Annotated in this window: 17 protein-coding genes and 1 tRNA gene; 8 read left to right on the forward strand and 10 right to left on the reverse strand. The window is 70.8% G+C overall.

Annotated elements, in window-relative coordinates:
* Positions 1-2 precede the first annotated feature (2 nt).
* Both BMZ47_RS21135 and BMZ47_RS21140 read right to left on the reverse strand, forming a co-directional pair.
* Positions 3-416 carry a DUF4383 domain-containing protein gene (locus tag BMZ47_RS21135; protein ID WP_091864089.1) on the reverse strand — a complete coding sequence of 138 codons (414 nt, stop codon included), beginning with the start codon at positions 414-416 and terminating at the stop codon, positions 3-5.
* Positions 417-674: 258 nt separating this feature from the next.
* On the reverse strand, positions 675-2,129 hold the full coding sequence (locus BMZ47_RS21140) for an FAD-binding oxidoreductase (RefSeq protein ID WP_091864090.1): 1,455 nt from the start codon (positions 2,127-2,129) through the stop codon (positions 675-677).
* A gap of 258 nt (positions 2,130-2,387) precedes the next feature.
* Here BMZ47_RS21140 and BMZ47_RS21145 point away from each other — a divergent pair, with 258 nt between their 5' ends.
* From BMZ47_RS21145 to BMZ47_RS21180, 8 genes are all read left to right on the forward strand, one after another.
* Complete coding sequence (locus BMZ47_RS21145) at positions 2,388-3,464, forward strand: tartrate dehydrogenase (protein ID WP_091864091.1); 1,077 nt, start codon at positions 2,388-2,390, stop codon at positions 3,462-3,464.
* A 123-nt stretch (positions 3,465-3,587) separates the two neighbouring features.
* Positions 3,588-4,157: a hypoxanthine phosphoribosyltransferase gene (hpt, locus tag BMZ47_RS21150; RefSeq protein WP_091864092.1), complete on the forward strand. Its 570-nt coding sequence runs from the start codon at positions 3,588-3,590 to the stop codon at positions 4,155-4,157.
* 183 nt (positions 4,158-4,340) lie between these two features.
* The gene (locus tag BMZ47_RS21155; protein ID WP_007567202.1) at positions 4,341-4,706 is read left to right on the forward strand and encodes a response regulator; all 366 of its coding nucleotides are present in this window, start codon (positions 4,341-4,343) and stop codon (positions 4,704-4,706) included.
* 128 nt (positions 4,707-4,834) lie between these two features.
* Entirely contained in the window at positions 4,835-5,128 is a 294-nt protein-coding gene (locus BMZ47_RS21160) for a hypothetical protein (protein ID WP_091864093.1), read from the forward strand.
* Positions 5,129-5,186: 58 nt separating this feature from the next.
* Positions 5,187-5,558, forward strand: a complete 372-nt coding sequence (locus BMZ47_RS21165; RefSeq protein ID WP_007567206.1) for a hypothetical protein — start codon at positions 5,187-5,189, stop codon at positions 5,556-5,558.
* 82 nt (positions 5,559-5,640) lie between these two features.
* Positions 5,641-5,715 (forward strand) — tRNA-Thr (locus BMZ47_RS21170).
* A 430-nt stretch (positions 5,716-6,145) separates the two neighbouring features.
* Positions 6,146-6,421, forward strand: coding sequence for a NepR family anti-sigma factor (locus tag BMZ47_RS21175; protein WP_007567225.1), 276 nt, complete (start codon positions 6,146-6,148; stop codon positions 6,419-6,421).
* On the forward strand, positions 6,418-7,017 hold the full coding sequence (locus BMZ47_RS21180; RefSeq protein ID WP_007567227.1) for a sigma-70 family RNA polymerase sigma factor: 600 nt from the start codon (positions 6,418-6,420) through the stop codon (positions 7,015-7,017). The genes BMZ47_RS21175 and BMZ47_RS21180 overlap by 4 nt, the downstream gene beginning before the upstream one ends.
* Before the next feature lie 6 nt (positions 7,018-7,023).
* Here BMZ47_RS21180 and BMZ47_RS21185 read toward each other — a convergent pair whose 3' ends face one another.
* From BMZ47_RS21185 to chpT, 8 genes are all read right to left on the reverse strand, one after another.
* Entirely contained in the window at positions 7,024-7,554 is a 531-nt protein-coding gene (locus tag BMZ47_RS21185) for an isochorismatase family protein (protein ID WP_091864094.1), read from the reverse strand.
* A gap of 5 nt (positions 7,555-7,559) precedes the next feature.
* Complete coding sequence (locus tag BMZ47_RS21190; RefSeq protein WP_091864095.1) at positions 7,560-8,576, reverse strand: asparaginase; 1,017 nt, start codon at positions 8,574-8,576, stop codon at positions 7,560-7,562.
* A gap of 180 nt (positions 8,577-8,756) precedes the next feature.
* The gene (locus tag BMZ47_RS21195; protein ID WP_007567233.1) at positions 8,757-9,623 is read right to left on the reverse strand and encodes a CheR family methyltransferase; all 867 of its coding nucleotides are present in this window, start codon (positions 9,621-9,623) and stop codon (positions 8,757-8,759) included.
* Complete coding sequence (cheB, locus tag BMZ47_RS21200; protein WP_091864096.1) at positions 9,620-10,813, reverse strand: chemotaxis-specific protein-glutamate methyltransferase CheB; 1,194 nt, start codon at positions 10,811-10,813, stop codon at positions 9,620-9,622. Before cheB ends, BMZ47_RS21195 begins: the two co-directional genes overlap by 4 nt.
* Positions 10,814-10,859: 46 nt before the next feature.
* The gene (locus BMZ47_RS21205) at positions 10,860-11,252 is read right to left on the reverse strand and encodes a response regulator (RefSeq protein WP_007567237.1); all 393 of its coding nucleotides are present in this window, start codon (positions 11,250-11,252) and stop codon (positions 10,860-10,862) included.
* 11 nt (positions 11,253-11,263) lie between these two features.
* Positions 11,264-11,755 carry a chemotaxis protein CheW gene (locus BMZ47_RS21210; RefSeq protein WP_007567238.1) on the reverse strand — a complete coding sequence of 164 codons (492 nt, stop codon included), beginning with the start codon at positions 11,753-11,755 and terminating at the stop codon, positions 11,264-11,266.
* A 45-nt stretch (positions 11,756-11,800) separates the two neighbouring features.
* Entirely contained in the window at positions 11,801-14,581 is a 2,781-nt protein-coding gene (locus BMZ47_RS21215; protein WP_007567240.1) for a hybrid sensor histidine kinase/response regulator, read from the reverse strand.
* Positions 14,582-14,684: 103 nt separating this feature from the next.
* Positions 14,685-15,395: a histidine phosphotransferase ChpT gene (chpT, locus tag BMZ47_RS21220; protein WP_007567242.1), complete on the reverse strand. Its 711-nt coding sequence runs from the start codon at positions 15,393-15,395 to the stop codon at positions 14,685-14,687.
* Positions 15,396-15,792 lie beyond the last annotated feature (397 nt).

Genomic DNA, 15,792 nt, shown 5'->3' on the forward strand with positions numbered 1-15,792 from the left:
CCTCACGCGGGAACATTGGCTGGACCGCGCCGCGGCCGCCAGCCGAGCGCCACGCCGGCGAGGCCGAGGCCGAGATGCGGCCCGTTCGAGAGCAGAGGGCTGTCCTGGAAGCCCTTCAGGAACAGCGAGAGGTCGAGGAAGCTCGATCCGGTGAGAACGCCCACGATCCCGTCCAGCAGGTAGATCGCCCCGAAGGCGCGCAGGAAGGTCACGGCCGCGGAGCGCGACCACAGCCCGGCGGCGAGCGCCCAGAGGCCCGAGGCGACGTGCAGCGCATCCTTGTAGACGTCGAGGTAGAACAACCCGAAGACGCGCCCGTCGGCATCCTTGAAGGCCGGCATGTAATTCGTCGCCGCGGCAAACAGCAGGACCGCCGCGAAGGCGAAGGCGGCCAGACGATCGACATCCGCTCTCATGGGAATCTCCGAGCCCTGAGAATTTCCAAACCCTGCATTCGGCCCCAATCCGGCTTTTCCGGATGCGATCGACGAGGCATCGGCCCCGAAAACCGCAGGCCTTCCGCGGCGGCCGGCGTGATCTGAAAACATTGTGCAGACGAAGCGATCCGAAGGTGGAATCCTGCACTGCCGTAGACCGAACCTTACCCCGCCGGGTCGCTCCCCGGTTCCTATCGCCGTCCGAGAGAACCGGATCCGATGCGTCCGCTCGCAGCCCTAGGCCATGTAGGTCGACCAGAGGGCGTTGCGGAACAGTAGCCCCGGATCGTGCCGCCGCTTATCCGCGATGAAGCTGTCGAGGGCCGGATAGGCGCGAGCCATCTGGTCGCGCCGGGCATGCAGGCGATAGGGCAGGTAATAGGCCCCGCCGATCGCCACGACCCGCTCGATCAGCGCCTCGGTCATGCGCATCATCGCCGCCTCCTCGCCGGCGGTGAAGCCCTGGGTGAACGACATCACCGCGGCGATGCGGGGCACGGGCGCGTAGGCGAGCCGCGAATCCGGGTCCGCCGCCACGTAGCGCAGGGTGACGTTGAGGCAGTCGCAGCCGGAATCCGCGATGGTCTCGCGGCAGGCGTCGAGGAACGCGCCGAACCGGTCGGGGGCGACGAAATACTCGTGCAGGATGTCGGTGCGGCCGCGGTCGTGCGCGGCGAGGTTCGCCACGGGCTCGTTCATCAGGCTGTTGCGCGTGGCGATGCCGGAATCGAGCGCCGGGCTGAGCCGGGTCTCCGCGATCCACCGGGCGCGCTTGCCGAAATCGTTCCCGACCTGGGCGCGGTAGATCTCGCGCGAGACCGAGGTGAACGCCCCCTTCGAGGCGGCAACCGGGAGCGTCGCCGGCGGATGGGCGACCTCGGTGTAGTGCGTCAGGATCGCCTCGTCGAAGAAGCCGGCCCGGGCCACCGACAGGCGCCCGTAGGCCATGTGCACCGTCGGGGCCTGCTCCACCGCGGCGACGAAAGCCTCGGCGAAGCGCGAGGCCGGCATCACCGTGACGGTCGGCGCCAGGAGGACGTTCGGGACCATCTCGACCACGAGATCAACCACGATCCCGACCAGCCCGTAACCGCCCATGGCGAGGCCGAACAGGTCCGGGTTCTCGCTGCGCGAGCAGGTCACCAGCGTGCCGTCGGCCAGAAGCAGGCGGATCTCGCGCACGGTCGAGCCGAACGGCCCGCGCGGGGTCGGCCAGCCATGGGCGTTGACGCTGAAGGTCGAGCCGACCGCGAAATCGTTGTTCGACTGCATCACCGCGGGCGAGAACCCGATCCGGTCGAGCTGGCGGATCACCTCGGACCAGCGCGCGCCCGCCCCGACCCGGTAGGTCCGTGCGGCACTGTCCGCCTCGATCGGGCCGCCCTCCAGGGTCACGGCCGTGCCGTCGCGCGCGAGGCTCTGGCCGCCCATGGAATGGCGCGCGGCCCCCACCGCCACCGGGCGGCCGGACGCTGCCGCGTCGCGGAGCTCGGCACGCAGCGTCTCGATCAGGGCCTCCGTCGCGCCCGTCCGGGGCGTGACGTGGCGCATCACCGGCGTCGGGTTGAGCCCGCTGGCATCGTTCAGGATCGTCCGCTGGCCGGCACGGGCGGGGCGCGGGAGCATCCCGGCGGCGAGGGCCGCTCCGCCGCACGCCAAGATCCCGCGCCTGCTGGGGCGAAACCCGTCCACGCCTGCCTCCTGTGATTCGTCGCCGGCAGGGTCGATCCGCGGCCCCGCTGGATCAAGAACCTGCCGCGCCGCAACGGCCGAAGGCGTGGCGTTGCGCACATCGCCGGCCGCCGCACCGGCCGGGCGCCGCGCGGCCCCATCGAAAGCCGGCCCGGCATCCGACCCCGCGACCGCGCAAGCGCGATTTTTCGCCGAGCGCGGGTGCATTCCGGCCGGTCCCGCTATCTTGGCGGGCAAAGCCGCACCGGAGGACACGCCATGAAACCGTATCGCATCGCCGCCATCCCGGGAGACGGGATCGGCCAGGAGGTCATCGCCGCCGGCATCGCGGTGCTCGACGCCCTCGCCGAGCGCGCGGGCGGCTTCCGCTTCGCCTTCGACCGGTTCGACTGGGGCTCGGATTACTACAAGGCCCACGGCGTGATGATGCCCGCCGACGGGCTGGCGCAGATCAAGGACCACGACGCGATCTTCTTCGGCGCGGTCGGCGCCCCGGACGTGCCCGACCACATCACCCTGTGGGGCCTGCGGCTCGCGATCTGCCAGCCCTTCGACCAATACGCCAATGTCCGGCCGACCCGGATCCTGCCCGGCATCACCAGCCCCCTGCGCCACGTCACCGGGCCGGAGCTCGACTGGGTGATCGTGCGCGAGAATTCCGAGGGCGAATATGCCGGCGTCGGCGGCCGGGTCCATCAGGGCCACGACAACGAGGTCGCCACCGACGTATCGATGATGACCCGCTCGGGCGTCACGCGCATCATCCGCTACGCGTTCGAGCTGGCGCGCTCGCGCCCGCGCAAGCGGCTCACCGTGGTGACCAAGTCGAACGCCCAGCGCCACGCCATGGTGATGTGGGACGAGATCGCCGCCGAGGTGGCGCGGGATTTCCCGGACGTGACCTGGGACAAGATGCTGGTCGACGCCATGACCATGCGCATGACCATGAAGCCCCAGAGCCTCGACACGATCGTGGCGACCAACCTGCACGCCGACATCCTGTCGGACCTCGCGGCGGCCCTGGCCGGGTCGCTCGGCATCGCGCCCACCGCCAACATCAACCCGGAGCGCCGGTTTCCCTCGATGTTCGAGCCGATCCACGGCTCGGCCTTCGACATCGCCGGCATGGGCATCGCCAACCCGGTCGGCACCTTCTGGACCGCCTGCCAGATGCTGGAGCATCTGGGCGAGAAGCCCGCCGCCGACCGGCTGATGCGCGCGGTCGAGCGGGTCACCGCCGACCCCGCCCTGCACACCCCCGATCTCGGCGGCACGGCCACGACCCAAGCGGTCACGGATGCGGTGATCGCGGCGATCCGGGGCGACAACGGCTGACGGGCCGGCGACGCGCCGCCCGCGATCCGGAGTTTCCCCGGCGGCCTTCGGGCGCTAAGACCGACCTTCGATCGCGGCGGCGAGCCCGTCCCGCAAGAAGAACAAGCTCCCGGGACACGTCAGATGAGCATCCCCGAGCGGCGCGTCCGCACTCTCTTCGACGAGGCGGCGATCGCCAAGCGCAACACCGAGCTGGCCCAGGAGATCCTGTCGGCGAACCCGGAGAACCTCCTGGTCGTCGCCGTGCTCAAGGGCAGCTTCATGTTCGCGGCCGACCTGCTCCGGGCGCTGCACCGGGTCGGGCTGTCGCCGCAGGTCGAGTTCGTGCACCTGTCGAGCTACCGCACCGGCACGGTCTCCACCGGCCAGGTCGAGATCCTGCGCGACGTGCAGAGCGAGGCCCGCGGGCGGGACGTGCTGCTGGTGGACGACATCCTGGAATCCGGCCGGACCGTGGTGTTCGCCAAGGACCTGCTCATGGCCCGGGGCGCCAAGCGGGTGCTCACCGCGGTGCTGCTGGAGAAGCCGGGCAAGCGCGCCGTGACGATCGACGCCGATTTCGTCGGCTTCACCTGCCCGGACGTGTTCGTGGTCGGCTACGGAATGGATGCGGCGCACGCCTTCCGCCAGCTGCCCTTCGTGGGCGTGGTCGATTTCGGCAGCGGCGACCCGGACCTGTTCGACGAGGCGTGACGCGCCTGCGGGCAGCGCGGCATTTTCGCCGCGGCGCCCGCGGATGCGATTGTTTTCCCGTGCGATGCCTTGACAGCGCAACGGTTCCGTTCGTGATCTGTTATCCATAAGCAGGCCTGAAGTCTCATCGTGGCGGGACGTCCTCGGATTCAGGCCCGGGATCAGGAACGTTTACGGGACCCCATGGCGCGCATCCTCCTCGTGGATGACGAAGAGACCGTCCGCGGCTTCCTCAAGCGGGGGCTGGAGATCGACGGCCACGCCGTCGTGACCGCCAATGACGGCAGCGACGGGCTCGACCGGCTCAACGAGGCCGATGGCGGGTTCGACCTGATGCTGACCGATATCCGCATGCCGCTCATGGACGGCATCGCGCTGGCGCTGGCCGCCAAGCGCGACTTCCCGGACCTGACCATCCTGCTGATGACCGGCTTCGCCGACCAGCGGGAGCGCGCCCGCGGGCTCGACGCGATCGTCACCGACGTGCTGACGAAGCCGTTCTCGCTCGCGGACCTGCGCGCCACCGTGCGGCGGGCGCTCGCCGCCTGACGCGGCCCCGAGAGTGGGGCCGGCCGATTACCGCTTCAGGGGCCTTTGAACATCCGCTTTAGGCTGCGCTTCACGAAGGCGTGGCAGTTTCGTCCGGCGAATTCCGATCAGCCGGGACCGATACCGCGATGGACCGTCGAGACAGGGACGCCGCCGACGCGGACTGGGACGACGATTGGGATGCGCCGCGGCGGCCCCGCAGGAGCCTGTTCGGACGCGGAATCGGGCTCGTGAAGCTCGCGGTCTTCGCGCTGCCGGTGGCGATGCTCTTCTACGGCAGCTTCGCCGATTGCAGCGCGCGCCCCGCCGCCGCGAGCTGGCTCGGCCTCGTCGGCGCGGGCGCCTGCGCGCGCAGCGAGATGATCGGCAGCGTCCTCTCGATGCAGGACAACTTCGCCCTCCTGAAGCGGCTGATCGATTGAGGCCACCGGGCGCGTCGCCCGCCGCCTGCCGCTCCGCACCGATCCTCGCGAGCCGACCATGTCCACCCGCCCCCTCTCCTCATCCTCCCCCGGCAGCCTGCCCGACGCGCTCGAGGAGGCCCAGTTCCGCGCCCGCATGGCACGACTCGGCACCGAGCCGCAGAGCCGGCGCCGCCGTCCCCGCGACCTCGGCCGGCGCGGCTTCCGCCTGGGCTGGAAGGGCTGGCTCGTCGTCGACAGCCTGATCGTGCTTCTGGTCGTGGCGGCGGTGGTCGCCTGGCCGCCGATCCAGGCCTGCCGGCACCAGGACAAGACGACCGGCTTCTACGCCGGCGACTCAGTGGACAAATGCATCCGCCGCGGCATCGCCGAGCGCATCGACCGGGCCGACCAGCGCCTCAAGGCCCTGGTCCGCAACTCGGGGCGCTAGCGCATTTCGCGCGACGGATCCCGGATCCTGGCCCGGCTCGGCTTGAGCGGCGGCACCGCGACTGGTAGCAAGCGTGTCGCGGGCCGGTGTAGCACAGCGGTAGTGCAGCGGTTTTGTAAACCGAAGGTCGGGAGTTCGATCCTCTCCACCGGCACCACCACCTTACGTAAGCTTTTAGTTTTTCCCGTCCTTCGGCGGCCAGGATCGGTCGCGCAGCCCCAGCGTCGGCAATCCGACGGGCTCCGCCCCGACCAAGCGCGCGTGGACCGGTCCGCGACCTGCGCGGATCGGGCCTTCGGGTCTTTGCGCTCAGCCTTCGTTCAGCCCCCGCGCGCGATCCTGGCTTACGGCCAAGCTCAGACAAGTATTTCTGGTTTGTATCTGAAATAACCGTCAAAAAATTACCGTCGAGCTGACGAATACCGACATTAAGATTTGATGAATGTGAAATTCAGAACCGATTAAATCCGTCGCGCCTACCAGCGCCGCCGGAAGGCGATGAATCGCGTCTCCGTCGGGCGGGTCGCGAGACCGGGCGGCGGGGCGCCGGCCCCTCGGGCCGCGTCGCCGATGGTCGGGGCGCAATCATGAGCCAGGGCAAGGACGGGCGGACGGTGACGCGCGCCGCCGGAGACGCGGCCGGGGACGGGCTGGCGCTGGCGGGCGGCGATGCCCCCGTGCCCGATGGCGCGGCCGCAGGGCCGGCGCACGGGCGCCGGCCGATCAACGACGCGGCCCGGGCCCGGATCGGGCGCGGCCTGCGCCTGCACTACGCCGATGTTCTGGCCCTGCCGATCCCGGAGCGGCTCCGGACGCTGATCGACGACCTCGCCGCATGCTCCGACACGGAGGCTCCGCGATGATGATGATGACCCAAGCCGCTCCCGCCGGCAGCAATTCCGGGCCGCCACCGCCCCAGGGCGTCGATGCCGAGATGCGCGATCTCCTGCTCGGGGCGATCCCGGCGCTGCGCGCCTTCGCGTTCTCGCTGACCTACGACCTCGACCGCTCGGACGACCTCGTGCAGGACACGCTGGTGCGCGCCTGGGTCAATGCCGGCAGCTTCCGGCGGGGGACCAACCTCACGGCCTGGCTGTTCACGATCCTGCGCAACCTGTTCTACTCGGAGCAGCGCAAGCGCAAGCGCGAGGTGGAGGATGCCGACGGCGTGCTCGCCGGCAAGCTGACCTCCCTGCCGGAACAGGAAGTCCGGATGGAGATGGCGCAGTTCCAGTCCGCCCTGAACCGCCTGCCCCATGCCCAGCGGGAGGCGCTGGTTCTGGTCGGGGCCCAGAGCTTCACCTACGAGGAGGCGGCCGCGATCTGCGGCGTCGCGGTCGGCACGATCAAGAGCCGGGTCAGCCGCGCCCGCCTGCGGCTGATCGAGGTCCTGGGTCTCGAGGGGCCGGACGATATCGGCACCGATGCCCGCACCCGGGCGGCCCTCGACGGCGGCTGAGCAAGGTCACTTGATCAGCTTGACCGCCTCGCGGAAGCGCGGGTGCCGGGCGGTGCCGAGCCACTCGAACACCACCATCTCGGTGGTGACGATCTCGGCCCCGTGGGCCGCCATCCGGGCGAGGCCGGCGGCGCGGCTCTCGGGCCGGCGCGAGCCGACCGCATCCGCCACCACGCTGGCGCGCCGCCCGGCCTCCCGGAGCCCGAGCACCGTCTGCAGCACGCAGATATGCGCCTCGCAGCCCGCCACCACGAGGTCGCGGTCCCCGATCCGGTCGAGGAAGCCCGGCGCCTGGGCGGCGCCGAAGCTCATCTTCGCGAAGGCCGCCCCGGGTTCCGGGGCGAGCTCCGGCACGGTCGGCCCGAGCCCGCCGGCATTCTGCTCGGTGAACAGGACAGGCACGTCCAGCAGCTTGGCCGCCGCGATCAGGCGGTCCGTGTTGGCGATCACCCCGGCGCCATCCGCGATGGCCGGCATCAGCCGGACCTGGATGTCGATGACGAGGAGGAGGGACCGGGCGGGATCGATCAGGGTCATCGGGGTCAGTAGGTCGCGAAGAGGCGCGCGACCGCCTCGGGCTCCGTCGTGACGGTCAGGGCCAGGGCGAGCAGGATCCGGGCCTTCTGCGGGGTCAGGTTGTCGGCACTGAGGATGCCGCGGGTGCGCAGGCGCGTGGTCAGCGGCACGACCCCGCTGCCGGCCCGCGTCGACATCACCACCGGGATGCCCGCCGCCGCGGCCTCCTCCAAGGCGTCGGCCTCGGCCGGCGGCATCATGCCCGGGGCGAGCCCGGCCGCGACCAGGCCGCGCGCCCCCGCCTGCCGGAACGCCCGCACCGCGGTGCCGTCGGCATCGGCGTAGCCGTAGCACACGTCGACCCGCGGCAGGGCGGGCAGCGTCCGGATATCGAACGGGGTGCCGGGCGCGTGGGCCCGCTCGGAGCGGCGGTAGTACCGGACGCTGTCGCCGTCGACCTGGCCGAGCACGCCGAAATCCGGGGTGCGGAAGGTCTGCAGCCGGGCCACCGAGGTCTTGGTCACCTCGCGGGCGGCCTGGATCTCGTCGTTGAGCACCACCAGCACGCCCCGGCCGCGGGAGGCCGGCGCGGCGGCGGTGCGGATCGCCGCCACGAGATTGAGCTTCGCGTCGGTGGACAGGGCGCTCATCGGCCGCTGCGAGCCGACGAGAACCACCGGCAGGTCCACCGTCAGCGTGAGGCTGAGCGCGTAGGCGGTCTCCTCCAGGGTGGCGGTGCCGTGCCCGATGACGATGCCGGCGAGATCCGGATGCGCGGCGGCGGTCCGCTCGCACAGCAGGACGAGGTCGCGCCACTCGGCGAACCCGATCGCCGGGCTCGGGACCGCCCGGAACGGCACCGGGACCACGGTGGCGACCGCGGACAGCTCCGGGACCGCGTCCAGGATCGCGCCCGCTTCCAGGCGGCGGTCGGTGGCGGTGTAGTCGAGGATGTCCAGCGCATCGCGCCCGAGGGACGAGATCGTCCCGCCGGTGCCGATGAACGCGACCTTGGGCAATCCCGCCCCGTGTCCTGCCGCCATGCCGTGTCTCCTGGCCGTCCGGCCATCCGCCGGTCCCGTCAGGTCCGTGATGCCGTCTCACTCGGCCACGGTCGACCCCGGCGCGCGCAGGCGGGCGATGCGCCCGGCGATGGGGCGTCGATCGGGATGTGGAACGGCTGCCGGTCCGAACGCGGCTCGGACCGGCGGCGGGCTGGGTGCTCAGACGCCGGCGGCGACACGCATGGGTGCGGCCATCTCGGGCGTGCGGCCCACCGGTTCGGCATGGCCGTAGAGGCCGCGCTGCTTCGGGTTCGGGCTGAGCCGGTCGGTCAGGCCGATCACCGTCTCGGCCGCCCCGAGCAGGAGGGCGCCCCCCGGCGCGAGCTGGGCGGCGAGCCGGGCCAGCACGTCCGACTTGGTCGGCGCGTCGAAGTAGATCAGCACGTTGCGGCAGTAGATCACGTCGAACTGGCCGAGGGACGTGAAGCTGTGCAGCAGGTTGAGCTGACGGTAATCCACCATGGAGCGCAGGCTCTGGGCGATCTGCCACTGCTCGCCGATCTGGGTGAAGTACTTGATCAGCCACTGCACCGGCAGGCCGCGCTGCACCTCGAAGTGGCTGTAGAGGCCGAGCTTGGCCTTCTCGATCACCTCGGTGGACAGGTCGGTGGCCACGATCTCGACCTGCCACCCGGCGAGCTTGGGCCCGGCCTCCTGCAGCAGCATGGCCAGGGAATAGGGCTCCTGGCCGGTGGACGCCGCCGCGCACCAGATCCGCAGCCGGCGCTTGCTGGCGTTGCGCGCCAGCGCCTCCGGCAGGATCGTGTCGCGGAACAGGTCGAACGGGATGCGGTCGCGGAAGAAGAAGGTCTCGTTCGTGGTCATCGCCTCGACCACGGCGCGCTCGATCGCCCCGTCCTGGCCGAGCTTGAGCGCGCCGATCAGGTCGCCCAGGGCGGCGAGATTGAAGCGGCGGCAGACCGGGGTCAGCCGGCTCTCGACGAGGTAGCGCTTCTCCGCGGTCAGCGCGAGGCCGGAGCGCTGCTTGAGGAAGGTGCGCAGGTATTCGAACTCGAGCTCGGTCATGACGGCTGCCCCGTGATCAGGGCGCGCAGCGCCGTCGCGAGTTCGGGGAGTGGCAGCACGGCCTCGGCGAGGCCGGCCCGGGCGACGCTGCCGGGCATGCCCCAGACGGTGCTGGTCGCCTCGTCCTGGGCGAGGACCGGGCCGCCCGCATCGGTGAGCGCGCGGGCGCCGTTGGTGCCGTCCGAGCCCATGCCGGTGAGGATCACCGTCGCGGTGGCGGCGCCGAACACCACGGCCGCATCCTTGAACAGCACGTCCACGGCGGGGCGGCAGAAATTCACCGGCGGCCCGTCGGTGAGGCGGATCGTTGGCCCGTTGGGCCCGGCCACCAGCCCCATATGGCGCCCGCCCGGCGCCACGTAGATCCGGCCCGCCTCCAGGCGCTCGTCGGCCTTGCCCTCGGCGGCGCGCAGCCCGGTGCGGGTGGAGAGGTGCTCGGCGAACACGGCGGTGAAGATCGGCGGCATGTGCTGCACGATCAGCACCGGCACGCGGCGCAGGGCGGCGGCGCCGATCCCCTCCAGCATCTCGCCCACCGCGCGGGGCCCGCCGGTCGAGGAGCCGATCAGCAGGGCACGGGGCTGGGTCCGGTTGCGGACCTTCGGCCGGAGGGTGAACGGGGTGGGCGGCCGCGGTGAAGGCGCGGCGGGCGCCAGCGCGGGGGCCGCGTGGGCGGGGGCCGGTGCGGTCCCCGGGGCGCCGGCCGGACGCCGGGCGCGAGCCCGGGCGGCGCCGAACACCCGCACCCGCTCGATCAGCTCGACCCGGAAGGTCTCCGAGGTGGTGACGCCGCGGTTGCTCTCGGGCTTGGCGAGGTAGTCCACGGCCCCGAGCGCGAGGCATTTCAGGGAGATGTCGGCGTTCCGCGTGGTCAGCGTCGACATCATCACGACTTGGAGATTCGGGCTCATCGCGAGCATGCGCGGCAGCGCCGTCGTGCCGTCGAGCTCCGGCATCTCGATGTCGAGCAGCACGACGTCCGGATCGTGCTTGGCCATCATCTCCAGGGCGATGCGGCCGTTGGAGGCGGTGCCGGCGACCTCGAACCCGGCCTCGGTGATCCAGCGGGCGACGAGGCCGCGCACGACGGCGGAATCATCGGCGATCAGCACCCGGATCGGAGCCGCGGCGGAGGTCGTGGATTGCGCAGGCGGACTGCGGAGTGGGACGACCGCGGGGCTCAGGGCCATGATGATTGCCTCGGGTACTGGGTCTTGGATGATGTCGGCGTCGAAGTCAGGCGGCGTCGGCGACGAGGCCGACCTGTTCGAGCTTGGCCGCGAGGATATCGCGATCGAAGGGCTTCATGATGTATTCGTCGGCCCCGGCCCGGAGGGCCCGGGCGATCGCCCCGACATCATTCTCGGTGGTGCAGAACAGGACCTTCGGCGTCGTCCCCCCCTCGCTCCGCCTGAGCGCCTGGAGGAAGGTGTAGCCGTCCATGTTCGGCATGTTCCAATCGAGCAGGATCGCGTCCGGCATGCTGGCGGCGCAGACTTCGAGGGCGGCGCTGCCGTCCTCCGCCTCGCTCACATTCATGCCCAGGGCCTCGATGATCCGCCGCGCGACCTTCCGGATCACCGCGGAATCGTCGACCACCAGGCAGGTCGTCTCGTGTGGCGCTTTCATCCCTCCTCTCCTTACGCCGCCTTCGCGCCGGCAGCGCTGAAGCCGAGGAGCGCGTCCACGTCGAGGATCACCAGGAGGCGACCGTCGAGGCGGTGGACGCAGGTGGCGAGGTTGCGCCAGCGCGGATCCAGGTTGATCGGGACCGCCTCGCGGCTGTCGGTGCCGAGCTTCAGCACCTCGCCGACGCCGTCGACCACGAGCGCGAAGGTCTCGCCGCCCTGCTCGAGGCCGATCGCCATCTTGGGATTGGCCTTGTCGTCCTGGGTCTCGGCGTCGGGCATGCCCAGGCGCCGGCGCAGGCACACGGCGGTGACCACGCGTCCGCGCAGGTTGAGCAGGCCGACGATCTCGGACGGCGCCAGGGGCACCGGCGTCACGCCCGAGGGGACGAACACGTCGTGGACCCGCTCGATCGCCAGGCCGAACAGGGTGTCGCCCACGAAGACGGTGACGTAGTCGTCGGTTGGGCCGGTCTCGGCGCCGTTGGCATTGGCAGCCTGCATCAGAACTCTCCGGATTCGATCGTCGTATGGCGGGCTGAGCCGGGATCAGGCGGCTTGGGAGACGGCGGTGGGGTTGATCTCGGCCAGGGCCGCGATCAGACCGCTGCGGTCGAACTTGGCCACGAGGTCGGTGATCGCCAGGGACCGGGCCCGCTCCACCGCGTCGGCGCCCACCGTCCCGGTGAGGCCGATCACCGGCAGGCCGGCGACCCGCGGCTCGCCGCTGCGCATGGCGGCGACGAGATCGAAGCCGCTGCGGCCGGGCATTTCCAGGTCGGTGACCACAACCTCGATCCGAGGATCCGACTGGAGGATCGACAGGGCGGCATCGGTGCTCGCCGCCGTGACCACCTGGTAGCCCGCGGCCTTCAGCACCGGGCTCAGCATGTCGCGGAAGAAGGCCGAGTCGTCGACCAGCAGCAGGGTCGAGACCTGCTCCGCCCGCTTCGGGCCGCGGGCCCAGTCGTCGTAGGCGAGCGGCAGGAAGTGGGCGATGTTGATGATGTCGGTGGCGCGGCCGCGCAGCACCGCCGAGCCGATCAGGTCCGAACGGTCGGCCGCGATCTCGATGTCCAGGCGCTCCTCGACGATGTCGACGATCTCGTCGACCACGAGGCCCATCGCCCGCTCGCCGTCGGAGAACACCACCAGGGCCTGCGTGCCTTCCGAGCGGATCGTGATCGCCGGATCGGCCGGGACCAGCGGCATCAGCCGGCCGCGGTACTGGATCAGCGGGCGGCCGCCGAGCCACTCGACCTTGTCGCACTCGATCTCCTCGAGGCGCGTGACCAGGGAGAGCGGCACCGCCTTGAAGCTGCCCTGGCCGCCCTTGAACACCAGCAGGGTGGTCTTGGTATCGCCCATCTCGGATGCCTCCGCCTCGGCATCGGAATCCGCGTGGCCGCTGCTGCCCTGGACCCCCTGGGCGACCTGCCGGGCCACGCCGTTGGGATCGATGATCAGCACCACGGCGCCGTCGCCGAGGATCGTGTTGCCGGCAAACATCGGGATGTGCCGGAGCTTCGCCGACATCGGCTTCACGACGATTTCCTCCGTGTGGAAGACCTCGTCGACCAGGATGCCGAAGCGCTCGCGCCCGACCTGGGCCACGACCACGAAGCCCGCCTGGGCCGTCTCGTCGCCCTGGCCGCCCGACTGCCCGAGCAGGCCGGTGAGCGAGACGATCGGCAGCAGCCGCTCGCGCAGGCGCAGCACCGGCGAGCCGTTGATGCGCTCGACCCGCTGGGCCCCGGCATCGACCCGGACCAGCTCGAGCACGGCCACCTGCGGCAGGGCGAAGCGATGCTCGCCGGCGCGCACGATCAGGGCGGCCACGATCGCCAGCGTCAGCGGGATCTTGATGGTGAAGGTGGTGCCACGGCCCGCCGTGGTGGCGATGTCGATGATGCCGCCGATGGTCTCGATGTTGGTCTTGACCACGTCCATGCCGACGCCGCGGCCCGACACCGACGTGACCGCCGCCGCGGTCGAGAACCCGGCGTCGAAGATGAACTTCGCGACCTGCGCGTCGGTCATCCGCTCGACATCGGCCTGGGCCGCCAGCCCGCGCTCCACCGCCTTCTTGCGGATCGCCGCGAGGTCGAGACCCTTGCCGTCGTCGGCGATCTCGATCGTGATCGTGCCGCCCTCGTGATAGGCAGCGAGACGGATCGTGCCGCGGGCCGGCTTGCCCGCCGCGATGCGCCCGGCGGTCGATTCGAGGCCGTGATCGGCCGAGTTGCGGACCATATGGGTCAGCGGGTCCTTGATCACCTCAAGGACCTGCCGGTCGAGCTCGGTCTCGGCGCCGACCATCACGAGGTCGATCTGCTTGCCGAGTTCGGCCGAGAGGTCGCGCACGACGCGCGGCAACTTCTGCCAGGCGCTGCCGATCGGCTGCATGCGCGTCTTCATGACGCCTTCCTGCAGCTCGGCCGTGACGTGGGACAGGCGCTGGAGCGGGACCTTGTAGCTCGAATCCTCGTGCCGGCGGGCGATCTCGAGGAGCTGGTTGCGGGTCAGCACCAGCTCCGAGACCATGGTCATCAGGTGCTCGAGCGTATCCACGTTCACGCGGATCGTCTGGATCTTGCTCCCGGCCGCCGTGGTCTCCGTGGCCACCACGGCCTCGGTGTCGCCCGCGGGCTCGGCCCTGGCGGACTCGGCCTCGGCCGGCTCGGCTTTCGGGGCCGCCGGCTTGGGCTCCACGGCCTTGGGCGCCGCCGGCTTGGGGGCTTCGGCCTTGGGGGCTTCAACCTTGGGAGCCTCGGCCTTCGGCGCCTCGACGGGGGCCGAAACCGGCGCCGCGAAGTCAGCCTCGCCCGGGCCCGGGGCCGCCAGGAAGGCCGCCTCCAGCTCGTCCAGGGTCACCTCACCGGGCTTCAATTCGCGCGAGACCGGGTCCGGCAGCACCGGCTCGGGCGCCGGGGCGGGCGCGGCCTGGGGCTCAGGCTCGGCCGACGCCAGGCGATCCAGCTCGGAGATGAGATCGTCGTCGGACCCCGCCGGCTCGGTGCCGGTGGCCTCGAGATCGGCCAGGATCGCCTTGAGCCGGTCCAGGGTCGAGAGAATCACCGTGACCGATTCGGAGGTGGCGGGCAGGCCGTCCCGGAAGCGGCCCATCAAGGTCTCGGCGGCATGCGCCAAGGCTTCGAGGCGCGGCAGGCCGAGAAACCCGCAGGTTCCTTTGATCGTATGGACGAGGCGAAAGATGTTCCGCAGAATCGTCTGGTTATTCGGATCCTGTTCGAACCGAACCAGTTCAGCATCGACCGTGTCGAGGTGCTCCCCGCTCTCGGTCAGGAACTCACGAAGCAGGTCGTCCATAGGCGATACTCGTTACACGGAGAGGCTCTCGCGCAACGTACTTACTCAAGCCGGGTTAGGGAAGCGTTTCGATCCCCTCCCCACCCCATGCTTTTCCAGTTTTTTACGCCAGCGCGGTATCGGAAGCTTCGTCACCAGCCTCCGTGGGTGCCGCGATCACTGTCGGCGAGGCCGTGATCGTCACTTCATCACCTTCGATGGCGAATCGCACATCCATGGCGGCGGCCCGCGCCACGAGGCCGGCATAGAACGGCAGGATGCCGTGGGCGTCGACGGTGCCGCTCTCCGGGCTGCCGGCCATCAGCTCCTCGACATGGGGCGGGATGCGGGCATGCGAGCCCTTGGCGGTGAGCACGAGGGTCGGCGCCTCGCCGTCGCCCGAGACGGTGACGTCGATCAGACCGCCCCGCGGGATCGCCGAGGTGGCGATCATCACGAGGTTCAGGAGCAGCTTCACCTTGTTCTTAGGGAACAGGGCCTGCGGCGCGCTCCAGGCGAGCTTGGTCTTCTCGTCGCTGAACATGCCCTTGGCCACGCTCTCGGCGTCGGCGAGGTCGATCGAGGCGCCGGCCGATCCGGCCGCACCGAAGGCGATCCGGGCGAATTTCAGCCGGGCCGAGGCCTGGCGGGCGCTCTTGCCGATCAGTTCGAGGGCGAAGGTGCGCATCGACTCGTCATCGTCGTCCTCCAGCACCTCCAGCCCGTTCACGATCGCGCCGACGGGGCTGATCACGTCGTGGCAGACGCGGGAGCAGAGCAGGGCGGCGAGGTCGAGGCCGTCGAGATTCAGGCGGGGTGCGTTCGGGGAGGACATGGTGCGCTCCGGGCGGGCGGATCTGGAGGTCGAACAATCTGCGGGCCGGCCCGTCGCTTCGGAGCCGCCGATCCTTGGCCGCCCGACATGGCGGTCGAGTCCCCGCGAAGCATTCCGCGCGGCCCGCCGGTCGGGCCGGGGGCAATGGACCGGTCCGCACGGATAGACGCCACGTTCGGCTTTGAAAAGCGTTACCGGCCGGCACCGGTGCCGGCCGCGCCGGGATCGGGTACGGTGCCGACCAACGCGGATCGGCCACGATGCGGACCGCGAGCAGTCCCGGGGTCGCGCCCGTTCGGGCCCGGCTCGAGCCAGGGAGGAATCGGCGTGACACGCGAGACCGCCGGCCGAACCACGGCCTCTAAAGCCCCGGCGCCTCCCGGCGCGGCCGCCGGCC

The sequence above is a fragment of the Methylobacterium brachiatum genome, assembly GCF_900113845.1.
Lineage (GTDB): Bacteria > Pseudomonadota > Alphaproteobacteria > Rhizobiales > Beijerinckiaceae > Methylobacterium > Methylobacterium brachiatum.